We start from the raw sequence: 16,431 nt of genomic DNA, 5'->3' as shown, positions 1-16,431 counted from the left end.
GTTTATCGTCCGCCCGGCTAGAGTCGGGTCTGCGCTTCGGAGGAGAACGCCCATGGATCCCGTGACCGAGCGAGCCGGCGACCGCGGCAGGAAGGGTCCGCTGGCCGGAGTCCGGGTGCTGGAGCTGGCCGGTCTGGCCCCCGGCCCGTTCGCCGGGATGATGCTCGCCGACCACGGCGCGGAGGTGCTGCGCATCGACCGGGTCGCCGCCGTGACCGCCGCCGGGGACCGGCCGCGCACGGATGTGATGGACCGCGGCAAGCGCACCGTCGGCCTGGACCTGAAGTCTCCCGAGGGGGTCGCCGCCTTCAAGAAGCTCGCCGCCCGCGCGGACGTGGTCATCGAGGTCTTCCGGCCGGGAGTCGCCGAGCGCCTCGGCATCGGCCCGTCCGACCTGCACGCGGTCAACCCCCGGCTGATCTACGGGCGGATGACCGGCTGGGGCCAGGACGGCCCGCTGGCCCCGACCGCCGGGCACGACATCGACTACATCGCGATCTCCGGCGTGCTGTCCATGCTCGGCCGCCAGGGCGAGAAGCCCACCCCGCCGATCAACATCCTCGGCGACTTCGCGGGCGGCGGCCTGATGCTGGCCTACGGCGTGCTGCTCGCCCTCGTCGAGCGGGAGCGGACCGGCCAGGGCCGGGTGATCGACGCGGCCATGGTGGACGGGGCCGCGACGCTGTTCGCGATGTTCTACCACGGCGTGCAGAGCGGCTTCTGGGGGCCGCGCGGCAGCAACCTCCTCGACACCGGCGCGCCCATGTACGACACCTACGAGACCGCCGACGGCAGGTTCATGGCGGTGGGCTCCCTGGAGCCCCAGTTCTGGACCGAGATGGTCTCCCTCATGGGCCTTTCCGACCTGCCCGACCGCAACGACCGAACCCAGTGGCCCGCACTGCGCGAACGACTGGCCGAGGCCTTCCGCTCCAGGACCCGCGCCGAGTGGGAGGCGGTCTTCGACGGCTCGGACGCCTGCGTCTCGCCCGTGCTGGAGATGTCCGAGGCGGGTGAGCACCCGCACAACAAGGTCCGGGGCACGTTCGTCGAGGTCGGCGGGGTCCGGCAGCCCGCACCCGCGCCCCGCCTGCTGGGCGTCTCCGAGCAGGACCTCTCCCCCGCGACCCGGCTGGACGACCTGTCCTCATGGGGGCTGCCGGAGGAGACCGCCGCCGAGCTGCGCGAGGCGGGAGTACTCGCCTGACGAAGGGAAAGCCATGGATCAACCGGTCAGGATCGACCTGCTCGACGGAGACATGTACGCCGGGGACCCCGGACCGGTCTACGCCTGGCTGCGCGAGAACGCGCCGGCCTACTTCGACGCGGGCAACGGCCTGTGGGGAGTCTCCCGGCACGCCGACGTCTCCGCGGTGGAGCGGGACGCGAGGCTCTGGTCCAGCACCGGCGGCTACCGGCCGCAGCTCCCCAGCGACCCGTCGATGATCGGGATCGACGACCCCGAGCACGCCGAGCGCCGCCGCCTGGTCTACAAGCGCTTCACCCCCCGGTACGTGGCCGAGAAGTACACCGGCCGGATCCGGGCCGTGGCCACCGAGCTGATCGACGAGGCGCTGGAGAAGGGCACCGTGGACGCCGTCCCGGCGCTGGCCGCGCCGCTGCCCGGCCGGATGATCGGCTGGCTGCTGGGCTTCCCCGACGAGCGCTGGCCGGAGCTGGTCCACTGGTCGGAGACGACGATCGTGGCCGGCGGCGGCCTGCGCTACGTCACCCACGAGGCGGCCGTGGCGGCGGGCGAGTTCGCCACCGCCGTGCTGGAGCTGGCCGCCGACCGGCGCGGCTGCCCGCGCGACGACCTGACCTCGATCTGGGCCGGGCAGCCGGACTACGACGACGAGCGCCTGGCCAACGATGCGCTGCTGCTGCTGGACGGCGGTGCGGAGACCACCAGGACCGTCATCGCCACCGCGATCGACGCTCTGATCAGGAACCCCGGGCAGTGGGCGAGACTGCGGGAGGATCCGGGACTGATCGAGAACGCGGTCGAGGAGTTCGTCCGCTGGACCACCCCCGTCCTCAACATGTGCCGGACCGCCACCCGGGACACGGTCCTGGCCGGTCAGAAGATCTCCGAGGGCCAGCAGGTCCTCATGATGTACGGCTCCGCCAACCGCGATCCGGCGGTCTTCACCGACCCCGACGTCTTCGACGTGACCCGCGCCCCCGGCGGCCACATCGCCTTCGGCCTCGGCACCCACTTCTGCCTCGGCGCGGCGCTGGCCCGGCTGGAGCTGCGGATCTTCTTCGAGGAGTTCGTGCGCCGGGTCGGCTCGGCCGCCTGGGCCGACGACCGGGGTCCGCGCATCCTGCCCAACGCCTTCGTCCGGGGCGTCACCTCCTTCCCCGTCACCTTGGAACCGCGCTGACCGTCATCGCGGAACGGCGCCGGCGGGCGCGTCCGGGACCGTGACCGGCGCCCGGTCCCAGGCGTTGCAGTGATCCGCAAGTGGCTCTCCACTCCGCCCGGGAATCATGTGCCCCCTTCGATCATGAAAGGGGTGTGATGTGAGATCTCCAGCGTTTCTGCTGAGCCTGGGTACGGCCGGCGTCCTGGTCGCGGGCCTGCTGGCCGGGCCCGCCCAGGCCACGGCCGCCCAGGCCACGGCCACTCGAGGTACGGCCGCCCAGGGCGCCACCGCCCAGGACACCGTCACCCAGGACACCGCGTCCGGATCCACGGCCGAGGCCGGCGGCACGACCGCCACGCCCGCGGTCAAGGTGGCCGTGGGCAAGGTGAAGGCGGGCCCGGCCCGCTACACCGGGGAGTGCCCCACCACCGTCGGCTTCTCCGCCGTCATCTCCGCCAAGGGCACCGGCCTCGTCAAGTATCGCTGGGCCCGCGGTGACGGCAGCCACGGAGCCGTCAAGACCATCAAGGTCCGCGGCGCCAAGAAGGTCACCGTGCGCGACCGCCAGAGCTTCGACTGGGACGTCCGCGGCTGGCAGGCCGTACAGATCATCGGCAGGAAGGGCCTGTCCGGGAAGGCGTACTTCACCGTCTCCTGCACCGGCGGCAAGCCCGTCGTCTACGACGGCGTCAACCCGCTCCCGCCCGCGCCCCCCTCTCCCGCGCCGACCGGCAAGCCGTCCCCCGGCCCGACCGGCCGGCCTCAGGAGCCCGCCTACGCCGCCGCGTCGGTCACGGCCACCCCGGCCGCCTACACCGGTCCGTGCCCCACCACCGGCCAGCCGGTCCGCTTCGATGCCCTGATCCAGGTCAGCCGGGTCCCGGCCCGCGTCGCCTACCAGTGGATCGACAGCGCCACCGGTGCGAGCGCCGTGCAGCACCTCGACTTCGCCGCCACCGACGCGCGCAGCCGTACCGTCTCGCTGACGCATCCGGTGAAGGCCACGACCACCGGCTGGAAGGCCGTGCGGATCGTCAGCCCCGAGGGCTACGACTCCCTGCGCGCCAACTACGCCGTCACCTGTGAGCGGCCCGAGCCCGGCCTGACGGTGACCCCCACCGCCACAGTCGACAAGCCCGCCCACACCGGCGCCTGCCCGACCACTCTCACCTTCACCGGCAAGATCTCCGTCAGCAGGACCCCGGTCGAGGTGAGGTACCAGTGGCGTGACAGCCAGGGCGGCGCCGGCCCCGTCGGCACGCTCTCCTTCACCGGTGAGCCGGGAGGCAAGGACGTCGCTCCGCACACCATGACGGTCGCCTACGACCGCGAGGTTCCCGTCGTCAGGGGATCGGGCACGCTGAGGATCCTCTCCCCTGCGGTCGCCACCGACAACGCCCAGGCCGCGTTCACCGTGACCTGCACCGGCGCGCCGTCCTCCCCGCCCCCCTCCTCACCGCCGCCGTCCTCTCCCCCGCCGTCCTCTCCCCCGCCCTCGGCGACGACCGCGTCGGACATGAAGGTCGAGCCCTCCGGCTACACCGGCCCGTGCAACCAGACGGCGTACGGCCTGCAGCACATCGTCTCGGCGAAGATCACCGTGACCAAGCCGATGACCGTCAAGTACCAGTGGATCAACCAGCAGGGCCCCTGGCCCGGCCCTGACCCGTTCTCGGTGACCTTCGACGCGCCCGGCAGCAAGACCGTCACCAACAACTTCTTCCGCAAGACCAGCCTGAGCGGCACGATGCGCCTCAAGATCGTCGATCCGGCCGGCGGCGGCGAGACCGCCGACGCCTCGTTCAACACGGTCTGCACCGCCGAGCCGCCGGCCACGACCGCCTCGGACATGAAGGTCTCCCCCGTCAGCTACACCGGCCCCTGCACGACACCGGCCGACGTGGAGCGCTCCGTCTCGGCGAAGATCACTGTGACCGGGCCGATGGCCGTGAAGTACCAGTGGGTCGACGAGCAGGGCCGCCCCTGGTTCAGCTCCGGCCCGTTCTCCACGACGTTCCACTCCGCCGGAAGCAAGACCGTGGCCAACGGGTTCAGCTCCGTCGCGACCGCCAGGGGCTCCGTGCGGCTGAAGATCGTCGACCCGGCCGGCGGCGGCGAGACCGAGGCCGTGGCGTTCAGCACGACCTGCGTGAACCCGACGGTCTCCGGTGCGGGCAAGGAGCGCACGGACGAGAACGAGGAGTGCGGGGCCAACCGGCCCGCGGTCTTCCAGGTCAGCGCGAAGGTCACGGCGGCCGACGGCCCCGCCTCCGTCGGCTACCGCTGGTACCGCAAGAGCAACGAGACCCGGAACCAGTGGGTGTTCTTCGGCGGCGGGACCGTCTCCTTCGACGGCACCGGCAAGCAGGAGAAGACCGTCACCGGCCGGTACAGCACCCAGCGGTCGGAGAACGGCTCCTTCAAGGTGGAGCTCCAGTCCCCCTACGAGGGATCGAGCCAGACCACCTTCCTCGTGACCTGCCGGTCGAGGCACGACCGGTGACCGCGTAACTCCGGCAAGCGGGCGGTGCACCCGTTCCAGGTGTACCGCCCTTTGTCATAGGAGTTGATTCATATGTAGTACTTCTACTACATTCGTCAGCATGAGTACTGCGGTGAGCGTGCGCGGCCTGCGGATGTCGTACGGCGCGGCCGACGTGTTGCAAGGCGTCGACCTCGAGATCCGGCGGGGAGAGATCTTCACCCTCCTCGGCCCCAACGGGGCGGGCAAGACGACCACGATCGAGATCCTGGAGGGCTTCCGGAAGCGGTCGGCCGGCGAGGTGAGCGTGCTCGGCACGGACCCCGAGAAGGCCACCGACGCATGGCGGGCCAAGCTCGGGATCGTGCTCCAGAACTGGCGGGACCACTCCCGATGGGGAACGAGGGAGCTCATCGTCCACCTGAGCGAGTTCTACGACGCCCCGCACGACCCCGACGAGCTGCTGACCGCCGTCGGGCTGGCCGAGCAGGCCGGGCAGCAGGTCGGCCGCCTGTCCGGCGGGCAGCGCCGACGCCTGGACGTCGCGCTGGGCATCGTGGGCCGCCCCGAGCTGCTGTTCCTGGACGAGCCGACGACCGGCTTCGACCCGGAGGCCCGCAACGACTTCCACCGGCTGCTCGCCAAGCTGGCCGCCGACGACGGCATGACGGTGCTGCTCACCACGCACGACCTGGTCGAGGCCGAGAAGCTGGCGCACCGGACGGCGATCCTGGCCGAGGGCCGGATCGCCGTCTGCGGGACCCCCGCCGAGCTGGCGCAGGCCGTACAGGCCCCGTCGCAGGTGCGCTGGCTGGAGGACGGCCGCGAGCAGGTCATGGCCACACCGAACCCCTCACAGACGGCGTGGGAGCTGCACAGGAGGTTCGACGGGCCGGTGCCGGGGCTGGAGATCCGGCGGCCGTCCCTGGAGGAGAGCTATCTCGGACTGGTCGGGAGGAACGCGTGAACGCCAAGGCGCTGCGCATCGGGATCAAGCGGGGCTGGACCGAGCACATGCACCTGCTCAAGACCCGCAAGGAGCTGATCGGCACCCTCATCGGCACGGTCGGGGTCTTCGCCGCCCTGACCCTGTGGATGGGCGACTCCACCATCGAGGAGACGGGGGTCTCCAGGATCACGTTCATGATGGTGGGATTCCTGGCCTACACCGTCTTCGGCACCGCGCTGATGACCTTCCCGATGGCGCTGGTCACCGACCGGGAGGAGGGCACGCTGCTGCGGCTCCGCACCATCCCCGGCGGCATCTTCGCCTACCTGGCGGGCCGGGCGACGACCGCCCTGTGCCAGATCGCCGTGCAGAGCGTGCTGATCGTCGCCACCGGTGTCCTGCTGGGCGGCGCCCCCCTGCCCCATGACTGGCTCACCCTGGTCTGGGTGCTGCTTCTGGGCACGGTCGCGACGATCCCGCTGGGTGCGGCGATCGGCTCCCTGCTGCCGAGCAAGAACGCCGTGGGGATCGCGACCCTGCCGATGCTGGCCCTGGTCTTCACCTCGGGCGTCTTCTTCCCCGCGACGATCATGCCCGAGGCCCTTCAGTGGGTCGCCCAGGCGTTCCCGCTCTACTGGCAGGGGCTCGGGCTGCGCGCGGCGTTCCTGCCCGACGCGATGCTCGCCGCCGAGATCGCCGGGAGCTGGCGCCTGCCGTACGTCGCGGCCGTGCTGGCGGCCTGGACCGTGGCCGGGATGCTGCTCGCGCCGCCGCTGATCCGCCGGGTCACCCGTCGGGAGTCCGGCTCGCGGCTCGCCGCGCGGCAGCTCGCCGCGCAGCGCTCGTGACCGCCCGGGCTGGGAGACTGCTGCGATGGGCGCGGAAGAGGTCTACAACCGGATCCCGATGCTGAGGGCCGAGCGCGGCGTCTCGCGCAAGGAGCTCGCGGCCGCGCTCGGGGTCCACTACCAGACGATCGGTTACCTGGAGCGGGGCGAGTACAGCCCGAGCCTGTACCTCGCCCTGCGCATCGCCGAGTATTTCGAGGTTCCCTTGGAAGTGGTGTTCGCGTTGAAACCGTTCCCCCGGCTGGGCAGCGAGGTCAAGCGATGAGCGAGCGCGAGGGCGCCCGGCAGGTGCGCTGGGCGGAGCTCAAGAAGATGAGCTGGTCGGAGTACCGGCAGATGAACCTGAGCCGGGCCGACATCATGCAGCTGGACATGCTGCCCGGCTGGTACGCCACCCGGAAGCGGCGGCGCTGGCTCGCCGGGGCGGGGATGTTCTCGCTGGCACTCCAGTGGATCAACGCGGCCGTCTCCTGGGCCGCCGAGCCCGACGACGGAGGCAACTGGATCATCCTGACCCTGCTGGCGGTCATGATGGTGATCTACCTCCCGGCCGTGACACTGATGAACATCGCCACCCGGGGCCTCGTCGAACTGACCGAGCGCCATCTGGACGAGCGGCAGGTGGGCGAGCGGCTGCGCGCCACCACCATCGCCCACCGCATCACGACGGGCCTGCTGGCCGCCTGCTTCGTCACGGCGGTGGTGGCGGGCGTGGGCGGCGAGGGCGACTACGTGGTGCCGGAAAGGGCGGTCATCATGCTGATCGTCGCGCTGGCGATGACCCACCTCGTGCTCCCGCTGATCGTCTCGACCTGGCGGCTGCCCGACCCGCTCCCCGACGACGAGGAGTGACGCCCGCGAGCACGCCGTCCCGCCGGGGCAGGACGGCCCGGCAGGCGAGACGGCCCGGGAGGCGTCGCCGCACCCGGGGAGGCCCGGCGGCCGGTCAGCTCATCGGCGGGAAGACGGCGACGTAGAGGTCCACGCCCTCCGGGTGGTGGACCTCCAGGTCGGTGCTGAAGGCCCGGGGCGGGGTGCCGCCCGATTCGGTGTGCTTCCACAGACGCTGCCACGCCTCGATGAGAGCACCGGGCATGGAGCCCCGGGCCTCCAGCTTCAGCGCCGGCACGGCGGGCACCCGCACCGCGACCATGCCCTCGGGCAGCGCGGCGGCGGTCCGCACCGCCACCCCGACGATCTGGGTGTAGGAGCCGTGGTGGTCGCTCTCGTAGTCGGTCAGGACCGCGTAGAGGTTCTCGTCGACCCGCCCCGGCACGTGCGCGAAGGCGCCCGGGGCTCCCGCCCGCTGCCAGAGCGCGGGCAGCCTCGCCCGTGACGGGTCCATCTCGTCGGCGTTGGAGGTCCGTACGGCATGGCCCACCACGAGCGTCTCCTGCCGTTCAACAACGATCACAGCGCCTCCTCTGACCCACCCCGATAAAACACGCGAATGGGATCTTATCCGCAGCATGTGCGGGCGATCCTCTTGGCAGGGACGAAACCGGGGAATGAACACCCGCAACCGTTCACCGCATAAGGTAGACCCACGTGAAGTTCCTCAACGACATGGCTCCGGCCTACGACCTGACCTACAGCGACGTCTTCATGGTCCCGTCGCGCTCCTCGATCGGCTCCCGGCTCGCCGTCGACCTGTCCACCTCCGACGGCACCGGCACCACGATCCCCATCGTCGTCGCCAACATGACCGCGGTCGCGGGACGCCGGATGGCCGAGACCGTCGCCCGGCGCGGCGGCATCGCCGTGATCCCCCAGGACATCCCGATCGACGTGGTCGCCGACGTCGTCGACTGGGTCAAGAAGCGCGACCTGGTCCACGACACCCCGCTCACCCTCGCCCCGCACGACACCGTCGGCGCCGCGCTCAGCCTGCTGCCCAAGCGGGCCCACGGCGCGGTCATCATCGTCGACGGCGGTGACCGCCCGATCGGCGTGGTCACCGAGGCCGACTGCCAAGGCGTGGACATGTACACCCAGCTCTCCCAGGTCATGTCCGACCACCTGCTCGCCCTGCCCGCCGGGCTCGACCCGCGCGAGGCCTTCGACCGGCTCCACGAGGGCCGCCACCGCCTCGCCCCGATCGTCGACGGCGGCGGCCGGCTGGTCGGCATCCTGACCAGGACCGGCGCGCTGCGGGCCACCCTCTACAAGCCGGCCGTCGACGCCTCCGGGCGGCTGCGGATCGCCGCCGCCGTCGGCGTCAACGGCGACGTGGCCGCCAAGGCCAAGGAGCTCCTGGAGGCCGGGATCGACTGCCTGGTCGTGGACACCGCCCACGGCCACCAGGAGAAGATGATCGGCGCCCTGAAGGCGGTCCGCGCGCTCGACCCCGGAGTGCCGGTCGCCGCGGGCAACGTCGTCACCGCCGGCGGTGTGCGCGACCTGGTCGAGGCCGGCGCGGACATCCTCAAGGTGGGCGTCGGCCCGGGCGCCATGTGCACCACCCGGATGATGACCGGGGTCGGCCGCCCGCAGTTCTCCGCCGTGCTGGAGTGCTCGGCCGAGGCCCGCCGCCTGGGGCGGCACGTCTGGGCCGACGGCGGCGTGCGCCACCCCCGCGACGTGGCGCTGGCCCTGGCCGCCGGTGCGGCCAACGTGATGATCGGTTCCTGGTTCGCGGGCACCTACGAGTCCCCCGGCGACGCTCGCACCGCCGCCGACGGCCGTAAGTACAAGGAGAACTACGGCATGGCCTCGGCCCGCGCCGTGAAGCTCCGCACCGCCGAGGACTCCCCCTTCGACCGCGCCCGCAAGGCGCTGTTCGAGGAGGGCATCTCCACCTCCCGGATGTACCTCGACCCCCTGCGGCCCAGCGTCGAGGACCAGATCGACGCCATCGTGGCCGGACTGCGCTCCTCGTGCACCTACGCGGGCGCGGCCGACCTGGAGGAGTTCCACGAGCGCGCGGTGGTCGGGGTGCAGAGCTCGTCGGGCTACACCGAGGGGATGCCGCTGCACCAGAGCTGGTGACGAAATCCCGTCCCCGGGGTGCGCATCCTCGTGCGCGCCCCGGGTAGCCCCCTGTTTTCGAGCACCCCCACTCGGAAGGGCGAAACGACATGAACCAGCTATCCGTCGGTATGGACACCCCGGTCGTCGTCGACCGCAGGACCCTGGTCGGATACGACAACTACCTGGCCGCGCAGCGGACCGTGGACACCCTCTCGGACGCGGGCTTCCCGGTCGAGAACCTGGCGATCGTCGGCAGCGACCTCCGGCTGGAGGAGACGGTCACCGGCAGGATGACCAACGGCCGGGCCGCGCTCACCGGCGCCGGAAGCGGCCTGGTCTTCGGCCTGGTGGTCGGGATGTTCCTCGGGCTGTTCACCTCCACCACGCTCTCGTTCTTCATGCTCGTGCTCTGGGCGGGGCTGTGGGGCGCGGTGATGGGCGCCGCGTTCGGGTTCATCAACCACTTCTTCACCGGCGGCAAGCGTGACTTCGCCTCGCGCAGCGCGATCGTCGCCGGCCGCTACGACGTGCTGGTCGCCGCCTCCCACTTCGACCACGCCCGCGCGGTCATGGAGGGCGCCCCCGTCCAGGCCGACACCGTGGTCGTCGAGGCCCCGCCGTCCGCCGGGCCGTACGACCCCGCCGCCGGCCGCCCCGCCACCCCGCCGGCGGACCCGCAGACCGCCTCGTCTGTCACCGCCCGGCAGCGGCCCGATTCCTGATCGCGTCCCCGTCGCGGCCGTACCGGGTGAGCTTTTCTTCCACCCGGTACGGCTTTCACCATCCCAGCCGAAATCACACGTAGCGATCAACAGTGAGCCGTGCGTAGTCTTGCCTCACCGCTCAGGCGCTCCCTCCAACGCCGTCGGTGCCCCCGTATACGACGATGGCAAGGACAATCGGTGAAGACCAAGCTGAACTACCGCGTGCACACGATGGAGAGCGACATCGCCTCGCTCCGGGCCGACCAGCTCATGCAGCGAGACGTGTCCACGGCCACCCTCGCCGTCCTCGGCGACCTCCGGACCCTCACAGAGCAGCTCCACACGACGACCGAGGAACTGCGCAGAGGACAGGAGGAGCTGAGGAACGGACAGTCCGAGCTCCGTACGACCGTCGAGGAGCTCCGCACGACGACCGACGAGCTCCGCAGAGGGCAGGACGAGCTCCGCGCCGAGATGCGCGCCGGGCACTCCGAGCTCCGGGAGGAGATCATCACGGTGAAGCGCTCCGTCGGGAACCTCGAGCTCTCCATGAAGCGGGTCGAGGGTGACGTGGCCGAGCTCAAGGCCGGTCACCTCGAGCTGCGCAACCTCGTCTCCGGAATGATCAGGTAAGACGCGCGGACGCGGCGCCCGCCGGTGCTCTCAGGGGCGCGGAGCACCGGCGGCGTCCGTCCACCGCCGGGCCGGCCGGACGGCCGCCTCGTCGCCGCCGGAGAACCGGGACGCCACCGGCGACCGCTCCCGTGAGCGACACCTCCCCGAGCCGTCCCGTGAGGACTATGATCACCTCCACCGGAGCGGGAAGGGGAAGCGGTATGAACTGGACCCTGGAAGTGGTGATCGTCCCCGTCTCGGACGTGGACCGGGCCAAGGACTTCTACTCCCGGCAGCTCGGCTTCGCCGTCGACCACGACACCACGATCGACGAGAACACCCGCATCGTCCAGCTCACCCCTCCCGGGTCGGGCTGCTCGATCGTCATCGGGAAGGGCGCCGTCCCGGACATGCCGCCGGGCTCGCTCCGCGGCCTGCAGCTGGTGGTCCCCGACATCCGCAAGGCCCGCGCCCAGCTCGTCGAGCGCGGCGTGGAGGTCGGCGAGGTCCAGGTCCTGGGCAAGAGCCCGACCCCCACGCCCGACCCCCTGGACAACGTCGGGTTCGTCTTCTTCAGCGACCCGGACGGCAACGCCTGGGCCGTGCAGCAGATCTCCTCCCGCGGGTAGGACACGCTCCCGGCCGCATTCGGAGCCCCTGCTTCCGGCGCGTGTCAGGCGGAGTCGCGGACGACCAGGTCGGTGGGGAGGATGACCGGGTCCTTGGAGCCTCCGGACGACAGGCCGAGCAGGAGGCGGACCATGGCGGCGGCCTGCTCGACGACGGGCTGGCGGACCGTGGTCAGCGGCGGCTCGGTGTAGCGGGCCGCCTCGATGTCGTCGAAGCCCACCACCGCCACGTCGTCCGGCACCCGGCGGCCCGCCTGGCGCAGCGCCTGCAGCGCGCCGATCGCCATCAGGTCGTTGGCGACGAAGACCGCGTCGAGCTGCGGGTCGTCCCTCAGGAGCTGGCGCATCGCCACGGCCCCGGACTCGCGGGTGAAGTCGCCGACCGCGACGATCGAGCGGTGGTCGGAGCCGTGCATGACCTCGCGGTAGCCGGTCAGCCGGTCCTGACCGCCGATCATGTCCTGGGGGCCGGCGATGGTGGCGATCCGGCGGCGGCCGATCCCGATCAGGTGGCGCACGGCCGCGGCGGCCCCGCCCACGTTGTCGTTGTCGACGTACGGCAGCTCCACGGGCACCGCGGGCCTGCCGTAGGAGACGGCCGGGACGCGCATGCGGGTGATCGCGGCGGGCAGCGGGTCGGCGCCGTGCATCGAGATGAGCATGACCCCGTCCACGTGACCGCCGGCGATGTAGCGCTCCACGCGGGCATGGCTGCGGGCCGAGCCGGACAACATCAGGACCACCTGCTTGTCGGCCGCCTCCAGCTCGGCGCTGGCGGACCTGATCACCGTGGAGAACATCGGGTCGTCGGAGAAGACCCGGGTGGGCAGCTCGGAGACGACCAGGGCGATGGAGTCGGTGCGCTGGTTGACCAGGGTGCGCGCCGCGGCGTTGGGGACGTAGCCGAGCTCCTCCACGGCCCGCATCACCACGTCGCGGATTCCCGGGGCGACGGTCGGCTGGCCGTTGACCACCCGGGAGACGGTGGCCCGGGAGACCCCCGCGCGGGCGGCGACCGCCTCCAGGGTGGGGCGCTTCATCCCGGCTTCCTCCGTAAACCTAAGTTGGCACGACCATAACCCATCCTTACCTCTTCCGACGCCCGGTCGGCGCAGCGGGCGGGATGCGGGGCGGGCGGCGCCGGGCTCGCCCCACGTCTCGTGCGCGAGGTCCGGACGATCATCCCTTCACGCTGCCCGCCAGCAGGCCGCGGACGAAGTACCGCTGCATCGACAGGAAGACGACCAGCGGGATGACCAGCGAGACGAACGCCCCGGCGGTCAGGCGCTGCCACTCGTTGCCGCGGGTGCCGGCCATCTGCGCCAGCCGTACGGTCATCGGGGCACTGTCCGCGGTGCCGCCGGCGAAGATCAGTGCCACCAGCAGGTCGTTCCAGACCCACAGGAACTGGAAGATGCCGAAGGTGGCCAGCGCGGGCGCGACCAGCGGCAGGACCAGCCGGCGGAAGACCACGCCGTGGGTGGCGCCGTCCACCCGGGCCGCCTCCATCAGCTCGCCCGGCAGCTCCGACATGAAGTTGTGCAGCAGGAAGACGCCGAGCGGCAGCGCGAAGCAGGTGTGCGCGAACCACACCTGCGCGAAGCGGGCGGGTCCCTCCAGGTTCCAGGCGGGCAGGATCTGCGTCCCGAAGACCGAGACCCCCTCGGAGAAGAACGACAGCAGCGGGACCAGCGACATCTGCAGCGGCACGACCTGGAGCGCGAAGATGCCGATGTAGACCCAGTTGCGCCCGCGGAACGGCACCCAGGCCAGCGCGTACGCCGCGAAGGCGGCGAAGGCCAGCGGGAAGAGCACCGACGGGATCGTGATGACGAGCGAGTTGACCAGGAAGCTGGCCATCTGCCCCGACGACGAGGAGGTGCCGAACAGCACCTCCTGGTAGTTCTCCAGGGTGATCTGCGGATCCGAGAAGAACGTCCACCAGCCGGTGCTCTTGATCTGGTCCTCGGGCCGCAGCGACGACAGGAACAGGCCGAAGGTCGGCGTGGTCCACAGGACCGCGATGACGATCGCCGCCAGGCTGGCCGTCCTGCTCGTCAGCCGCTTCCTGACGCGCCCGGCGGCGCTCTCCTCCCCGGGCCGTACCGCCGCGACGGTGCTTGAAACGGTCGTCATCGGGCAGCCTCCCGGCGCTGACGGATCTGGTAGACGACAATCGGGGTGACCAGCACGAACAGGAACACGGCCAGCGCCGCGCCCTTGCCGGTCTCGCCGTACCGGAACGCCTGGTTGTACATCTCGTTGGCGATGACGCTGGTGTCGAACTGGCCGCCGGTCATGGTCCGGACGATGTCGAAGAGCTTGAGCGTGCCGATCGACTGGGTGACCAGGACCACGACCACCGCCGAGCGGATGCACGGCAGCGTCACCTGGAAGAACATCTGGACCGGGGAGGCTCCGTCGAGCCTGGCGGCCTCGACGATCTCGGCGGGAATGCCCTTGATCGCGGCGGAGAGCACCACGGTGGCGAAGCCCGCCTGGATCCACACCATCACCACGATGAGGAACAGGGTGTTGAGCGGCGGTTCCAGCAGCCACTGCTGGGGGGTGCCGCCGAGGGCCACCACGATCTGGTTGAGCAGGCCGATCTGGTCACTGCCCTCGGGGCGGTAGGCGTAGACGAACTTCCAGATGATGCCCGCGCCCACGAAGGAGATGGCCATCGGGAGGAAGACCAGCGACTTGGCGATCGACTCGAAGCGGGTGCGGTCGACGACGACGGCGTAGAGCAGGCCGACCGACGTCACCAGGATGGGGACCAGCGCGACCCAGACGAGCGTGTTGCGGAGCACCGTCACCGCTTCGGGCTGGGTGAACATCCACAGGTAGTTGTCCAGCCCCACCCACCGGCTGCCGTCGCCGTTCATGAACGAGAGCAGGGTGGTGCGCACCGCCGGCACGATCAGGCCGATCGCGAGCAGGATGAGCGCCGGGGCGAGCAGGATGGTCGCGTGCAGCCGGGCCCGCTGCCGCATCGGGGCGCGGTCGAGCAGCAGCAGCAGGAGCGCGACCACCGCGCAGAACGCGACGACGCCGAGCAGGAGCTGCACCAGCTTCGGCTGCTCCGCGGCGAAGTCGAAGTCCAGGTTCATCGGATGGAACTCCCGGAAAGGATCGTGCCGGTACGGGAGCGTCCGGCTCCGCGGGGTCGTCGAACCCTGCGCGGAGCCGGACGCCGTGGGAGGCCCTGAGCCGTGGAGGCTAGGACTTCGGCCAGGAGGCCTCGATGTAGTCGAGGACCGTCTTGGTGTCCTTGCCGTTGATCCAGTCGGTCATGCCCTTCCAGAAGGTGCCCGCGCCGACCGCGGCCGGCATCAGGTCGGAACCGTCGAACCGGAAGATCGTGTTCGGGTCCTGGAGCATCTCGATGGAGAGCTTGTCGATCGGGTTCTGCGCGTTGGCGATGTCGACGCCCTTGTTGGCCGAGACGTACGTGCCCAGCTTCATGCGGGCGTTGGCGTAGTCGCCGGTGGCCAGGTAGGCCTGGACGGCCTGGACCTCGGGCCGGTCGGCGAAGGCGCCGACGAACTCGCCCGCGCCGAGCACCGGCTTCTTGGACGGGTCGTTGCCGGGCAGGTAGAAGGCGAAGACGTCGCCGTCCTCGGCCACCTTCGTGCCCTCGGGCCAGAAGTTGGCGTAGAAGGAGGCCTGGCGGTGCAGCGCGCACTTGCCCTCGGTGATGGGCACGCCGCCCTCCTGGAAGGCGGTGCTGGAGATGCTCTTGACCGGGCCGTAGCCGCCGTTGACGAACTTGTCGTTCTTGAGGATCGAGCCGACCTTGTCGACCGCCGCGACGACCTTGGGGTCGTTGAAGGGCAGCTTGTGCGCCACCCAGTTGTCGTACTCCTCCGGGCCGAGCTCGCGCAGGAGGATGTCCTCGATCCAGTCGGTGGCGGGCCAGCCGGTGGCCTCACCGGACTCGATTCCGGCACACCAGGGCTTGACGCCGGTGCCGGCGATCGTGTTGCTGAGGGTCATGAGCTCGTCCCAGGTCGTGGGGACGGTCCAGCCCTTCTCGGCGAACATCTTCGGCGAGTACCACACGAAGGACTTGACGCTGGCGCCGAGCGGGGCGGCGTAGAAGGTGCCGTCCACCGTGCCGTACTTCGCCCAGTCCGCCGACCAGTTCTGCTCGGTCAGCTTCTTCACCTCGGCGGGGGCGGGCTTGAGCTTGCCCGCCTTGGCGAAGCGCTCCAGCAGGCCGGGCTGGGGGAAGAAGGCGAGGTCCGGCGGGTTGCCGCCGTCGGTGCGGACCTGGATCTGGGCCTCGAACTCACCGGTGCCCTCGTATGTGATCTTCATCCCGGTGCACTTCTCGAACGGCGCCCAGGTCTCCTGGAACAGGTCGGCCTCCTTGTCCCGGATCGGGGAGTAGATGGAGACCTTCTTGCCCTCGTGCTTGCCGAACTGGGCGAACGGCGCGCACTCCGCGGACGCGCTGTCGCCGCCGTCCGCCGCCGGCGCCTTCGGATCGGACGAGCCGCATCCGGTGGCGACCAGCGCCAGGCTCATGCTGCCCGCGATCAGGGCGGCGCGTACGGGACGAGAGAGGAGTGACATGGACCCTTCCTCCATTACTTTGCCGGGTCTGCCCCGTCTGGCAGGGCTGACAGAGCCACCTCGCGATGTCCGCGGGAGGCCATCGCGTGACCGCGCGCCTGCCTCGGTGACCGGATGCTCACACCTATGTGAGAGCGCTCTCTGAAGCCTTGTCGGCCAACGATCTGATGTCAATGACCGTGATACTACGGTTACGCATTGGTAATCTGCGCTGCCGCCTGCGGCGCGGCGAGTGGCGGCTCTTTTTGAGAGCGCTCTCGAAGCGGGGCGGGCGGAGCCCCGTG

General features: G+C 70.8%; 16 protein-coding genes. 11 read left to right on the top strand and 5 right to left on the bottom strand.

The window, feature by feature from the left end; translation table 11 throughout:
• Positions 1-52: 52 nt before the first annotated feature.
• The 7 genes from HS041_RS22270 (at position 53) to HS041_RS22240 (ending at position 7,500) form a co-directional block, all read left to right on the top strand.
• Entirely contained in the window at positions 53-1,207 is a 1,155-nt protein-coding gene (locus tag HS041_RS22270) for a CaiB/BaiF CoA transferase family protein (protein WP_196442750.1), read from the top strand.
• Positions 1,208-1,220: 13 nt separating this feature from the next.
• Complete coding sequence (locus HS041_RS22265) at positions 1,221-2,387, top strand: cytochrome P450 (protein ID WP_196442749.1); 1,167 nt, start codon at positions 1,221-1,223, stop codon at positions 2,385-2,387.
• Positions 2,388-2,526: 139 nt separating this feature from the next.
• The gene (locus HS041_RS22260; protein ID WP_196442748.1) at positions 2,527-4,872 is read left to right on the top strand and encodes a hypothetical protein; all 2,346 of its coding nucleotides are present in this window, start codon (positions 2,527-2,529) and stop codon (positions 4,870-4,872) included.
• Between the two features lie 100 nt (positions 4,873-4,972).
• Positions 4,973-5,818, top strand: coding sequence for an ABC transporter ATP-binding protein (locus tag HS041_RS22255; RefSeq protein ID WP_196442747.1), 846 nt, complete (start codon positions 4,973-4,975; stop codon positions 5,816-5,818).
• Positions 5,815-6,648, top strand: coding sequence for an ABC transporter permease (locus HS041_RS22250; protein ID WP_196442746.1), 834 nt, complete (start codon positions 5,815-5,817; stop codon positions 6,646-6,648). Before HS041_RS22255 ends, HS041_RS22250 begins: the two co-directional genes overlap by 4 nt.
• A 25-nt stretch (positions 6,649-6,673) precedes the next feature.
• The gene (locus tag HS041_RS22245; RefSeq protein ID WP_196442745.1) at positions 6,674-6,913 is read left to right on the top strand and encodes a helix-turn-helix transcriptional regulator; all 240 of its coding nucleotides are present in this window, start codon (positions 6,674-6,676) and stop codon (positions 6,911-6,913) included.
• A complete protein-coding gene (locus HS041_RS22240) occupies positions 6,910-7,500 on the top strand; it encodes a hypothetical protein (protein ID WP_196442744.1) in 591 nt (196 codons plus the stop codon). Before HS041_RS22245 ends, HS041_RS22240 begins: the two co-directional genes overlap by 4 nt.
• A gap of 94 nt (positions 7,501-7,594) precedes the next feature.
• Here HS041_RS22240 and HS041_RS22235 read toward each other — a convergent pair whose 3' ends face one another.
• Positions 7,595-8,062, bottom strand: coding sequence for a GyrI-like domain-containing protein (locus HS041_RS22235; RefSeq protein ID WP_196442743.1), 468 nt, complete (start codon positions 8,060-8,062; stop codon positions 7,595-7,597).
• 134 nt (positions 8,063-8,196) lie between these two features.
• Here HS041_RS22235 and HS041_RS22230 point away from each other — a divergent pair, with 134 nt between their 5' ends.
• The 4 genes from HS041_RS22230 (at position 8,197) to HS041_RS22215 (ending at position 11,566) form a co-directional block, all read left to right on the top strand.
• Positions 8,197-9,636, top strand: coding sequence for a GuaB1 family IMP dehydrogenase-related protein (locus tag HS041_RS22230; protein ID WP_196442742.1), 1,440 nt, complete (start codon positions 8,197-8,199; stop codon positions 9,634-9,636).
• 89 nt (positions 9,637-9,725) lie between these two features.
• On the top strand, positions 9,726-10,340 hold the full coding sequence (locus HS041_RS22225) for a YflT domain-containing protein (protein WP_196442741.1): 615 nt from the start codon (positions 9,726-9,728) through the stop codon (positions 10,338-10,340).
• 180 nt (positions 10,341-10,520) lie between these two features.
• Positions 10,521-10,955, top strand: a complete 435-nt coding sequence (locus HS041_RS22220; protein ID WP_196442740.1) for a hypothetical protein — start codon at positions 10,521-10,523, stop codon at positions 10,953-10,955.
• 203 nt (positions 10,956-11,158) lie between these two features.
• Positions 11,159-11,566, top strand: a complete 408-nt coding sequence (locus HS041_RS22215) for a VOC family protein (protein ID WP_196442739.1) — start codon at positions 11,159-11,161, stop codon at positions 11,564-11,566.
• 44 nt (positions 11,567-11,610) lie between these two features.
• Here HS041_RS22215 and HS041_RS22210 read toward each other — a convergent pair whose 3' ends face one another.
• The 4 genes from HS041_RS22210 to HS041_RS22195 form a co-directional block, all read right to left on the bottom strand.
• Entirely contained in the window at positions 11,611-12,606 is a 996-nt protein-coding gene (locus tag HS041_RS22210) for a LacI family DNA-binding transcriptional regulator (protein ID WP_196442738.1), read from the bottom strand.
• 139 nt (positions 12,607-12,745) lie between these two features.
• Positions 12,746-13,702 carry a carbohydrate ABC transporter permease gene (locus HS041_RS22205; protein WP_196442737.1) on the bottom strand — a complete coding sequence of 319 codons (957 nt, stop codon included), beginning with the start codon at positions 13,700-13,702 and terminating at the stop codon, positions 12,746-12,748.
• Entirely contained in the window at positions 13,699-14,673 is a 975-nt protein-coding gene (locus tag HS041_RS22200; RefSeq protein ID WP_196443495.1) for a carbohydrate ABC transporter permease, read from the bottom strand. The genes HS041_RS22205 and HS041_RS22200 overlap by 4 nt, the downstream gene beginning before the upstream one ends.
• A gap of 115 nt (positions 14,674-14,788) precedes the next feature.
• Positions 14,789-16,147 (bottom strand): ABC transporter substrate-binding protein, encoded by a 1,359-nt coding sequence (locus HS041_RS22195; protein ID WP_196442736.1) that lies wholly within the window; start codon positions 16,145-16,147, stop codon positions 14,789-14,791.
• Positions 16,148-16,431: the final 284 nt, after the last annotated feature.

This window comes from Planomonospora sp. ID67723, from assembly GCF_015711605.1.
In the GTDB taxonomy this organism is placed as follows: domain Bacteria; phylum Actinomycetota; class Actinomycetes; order Streptosporangiales; family Streptosporangiaceae; genus Planomonospora_A.
Note: the sequence above shows the minus strand (reverse complement) of the source record. Positions and strands in the feature narration are given on the sequence as shown.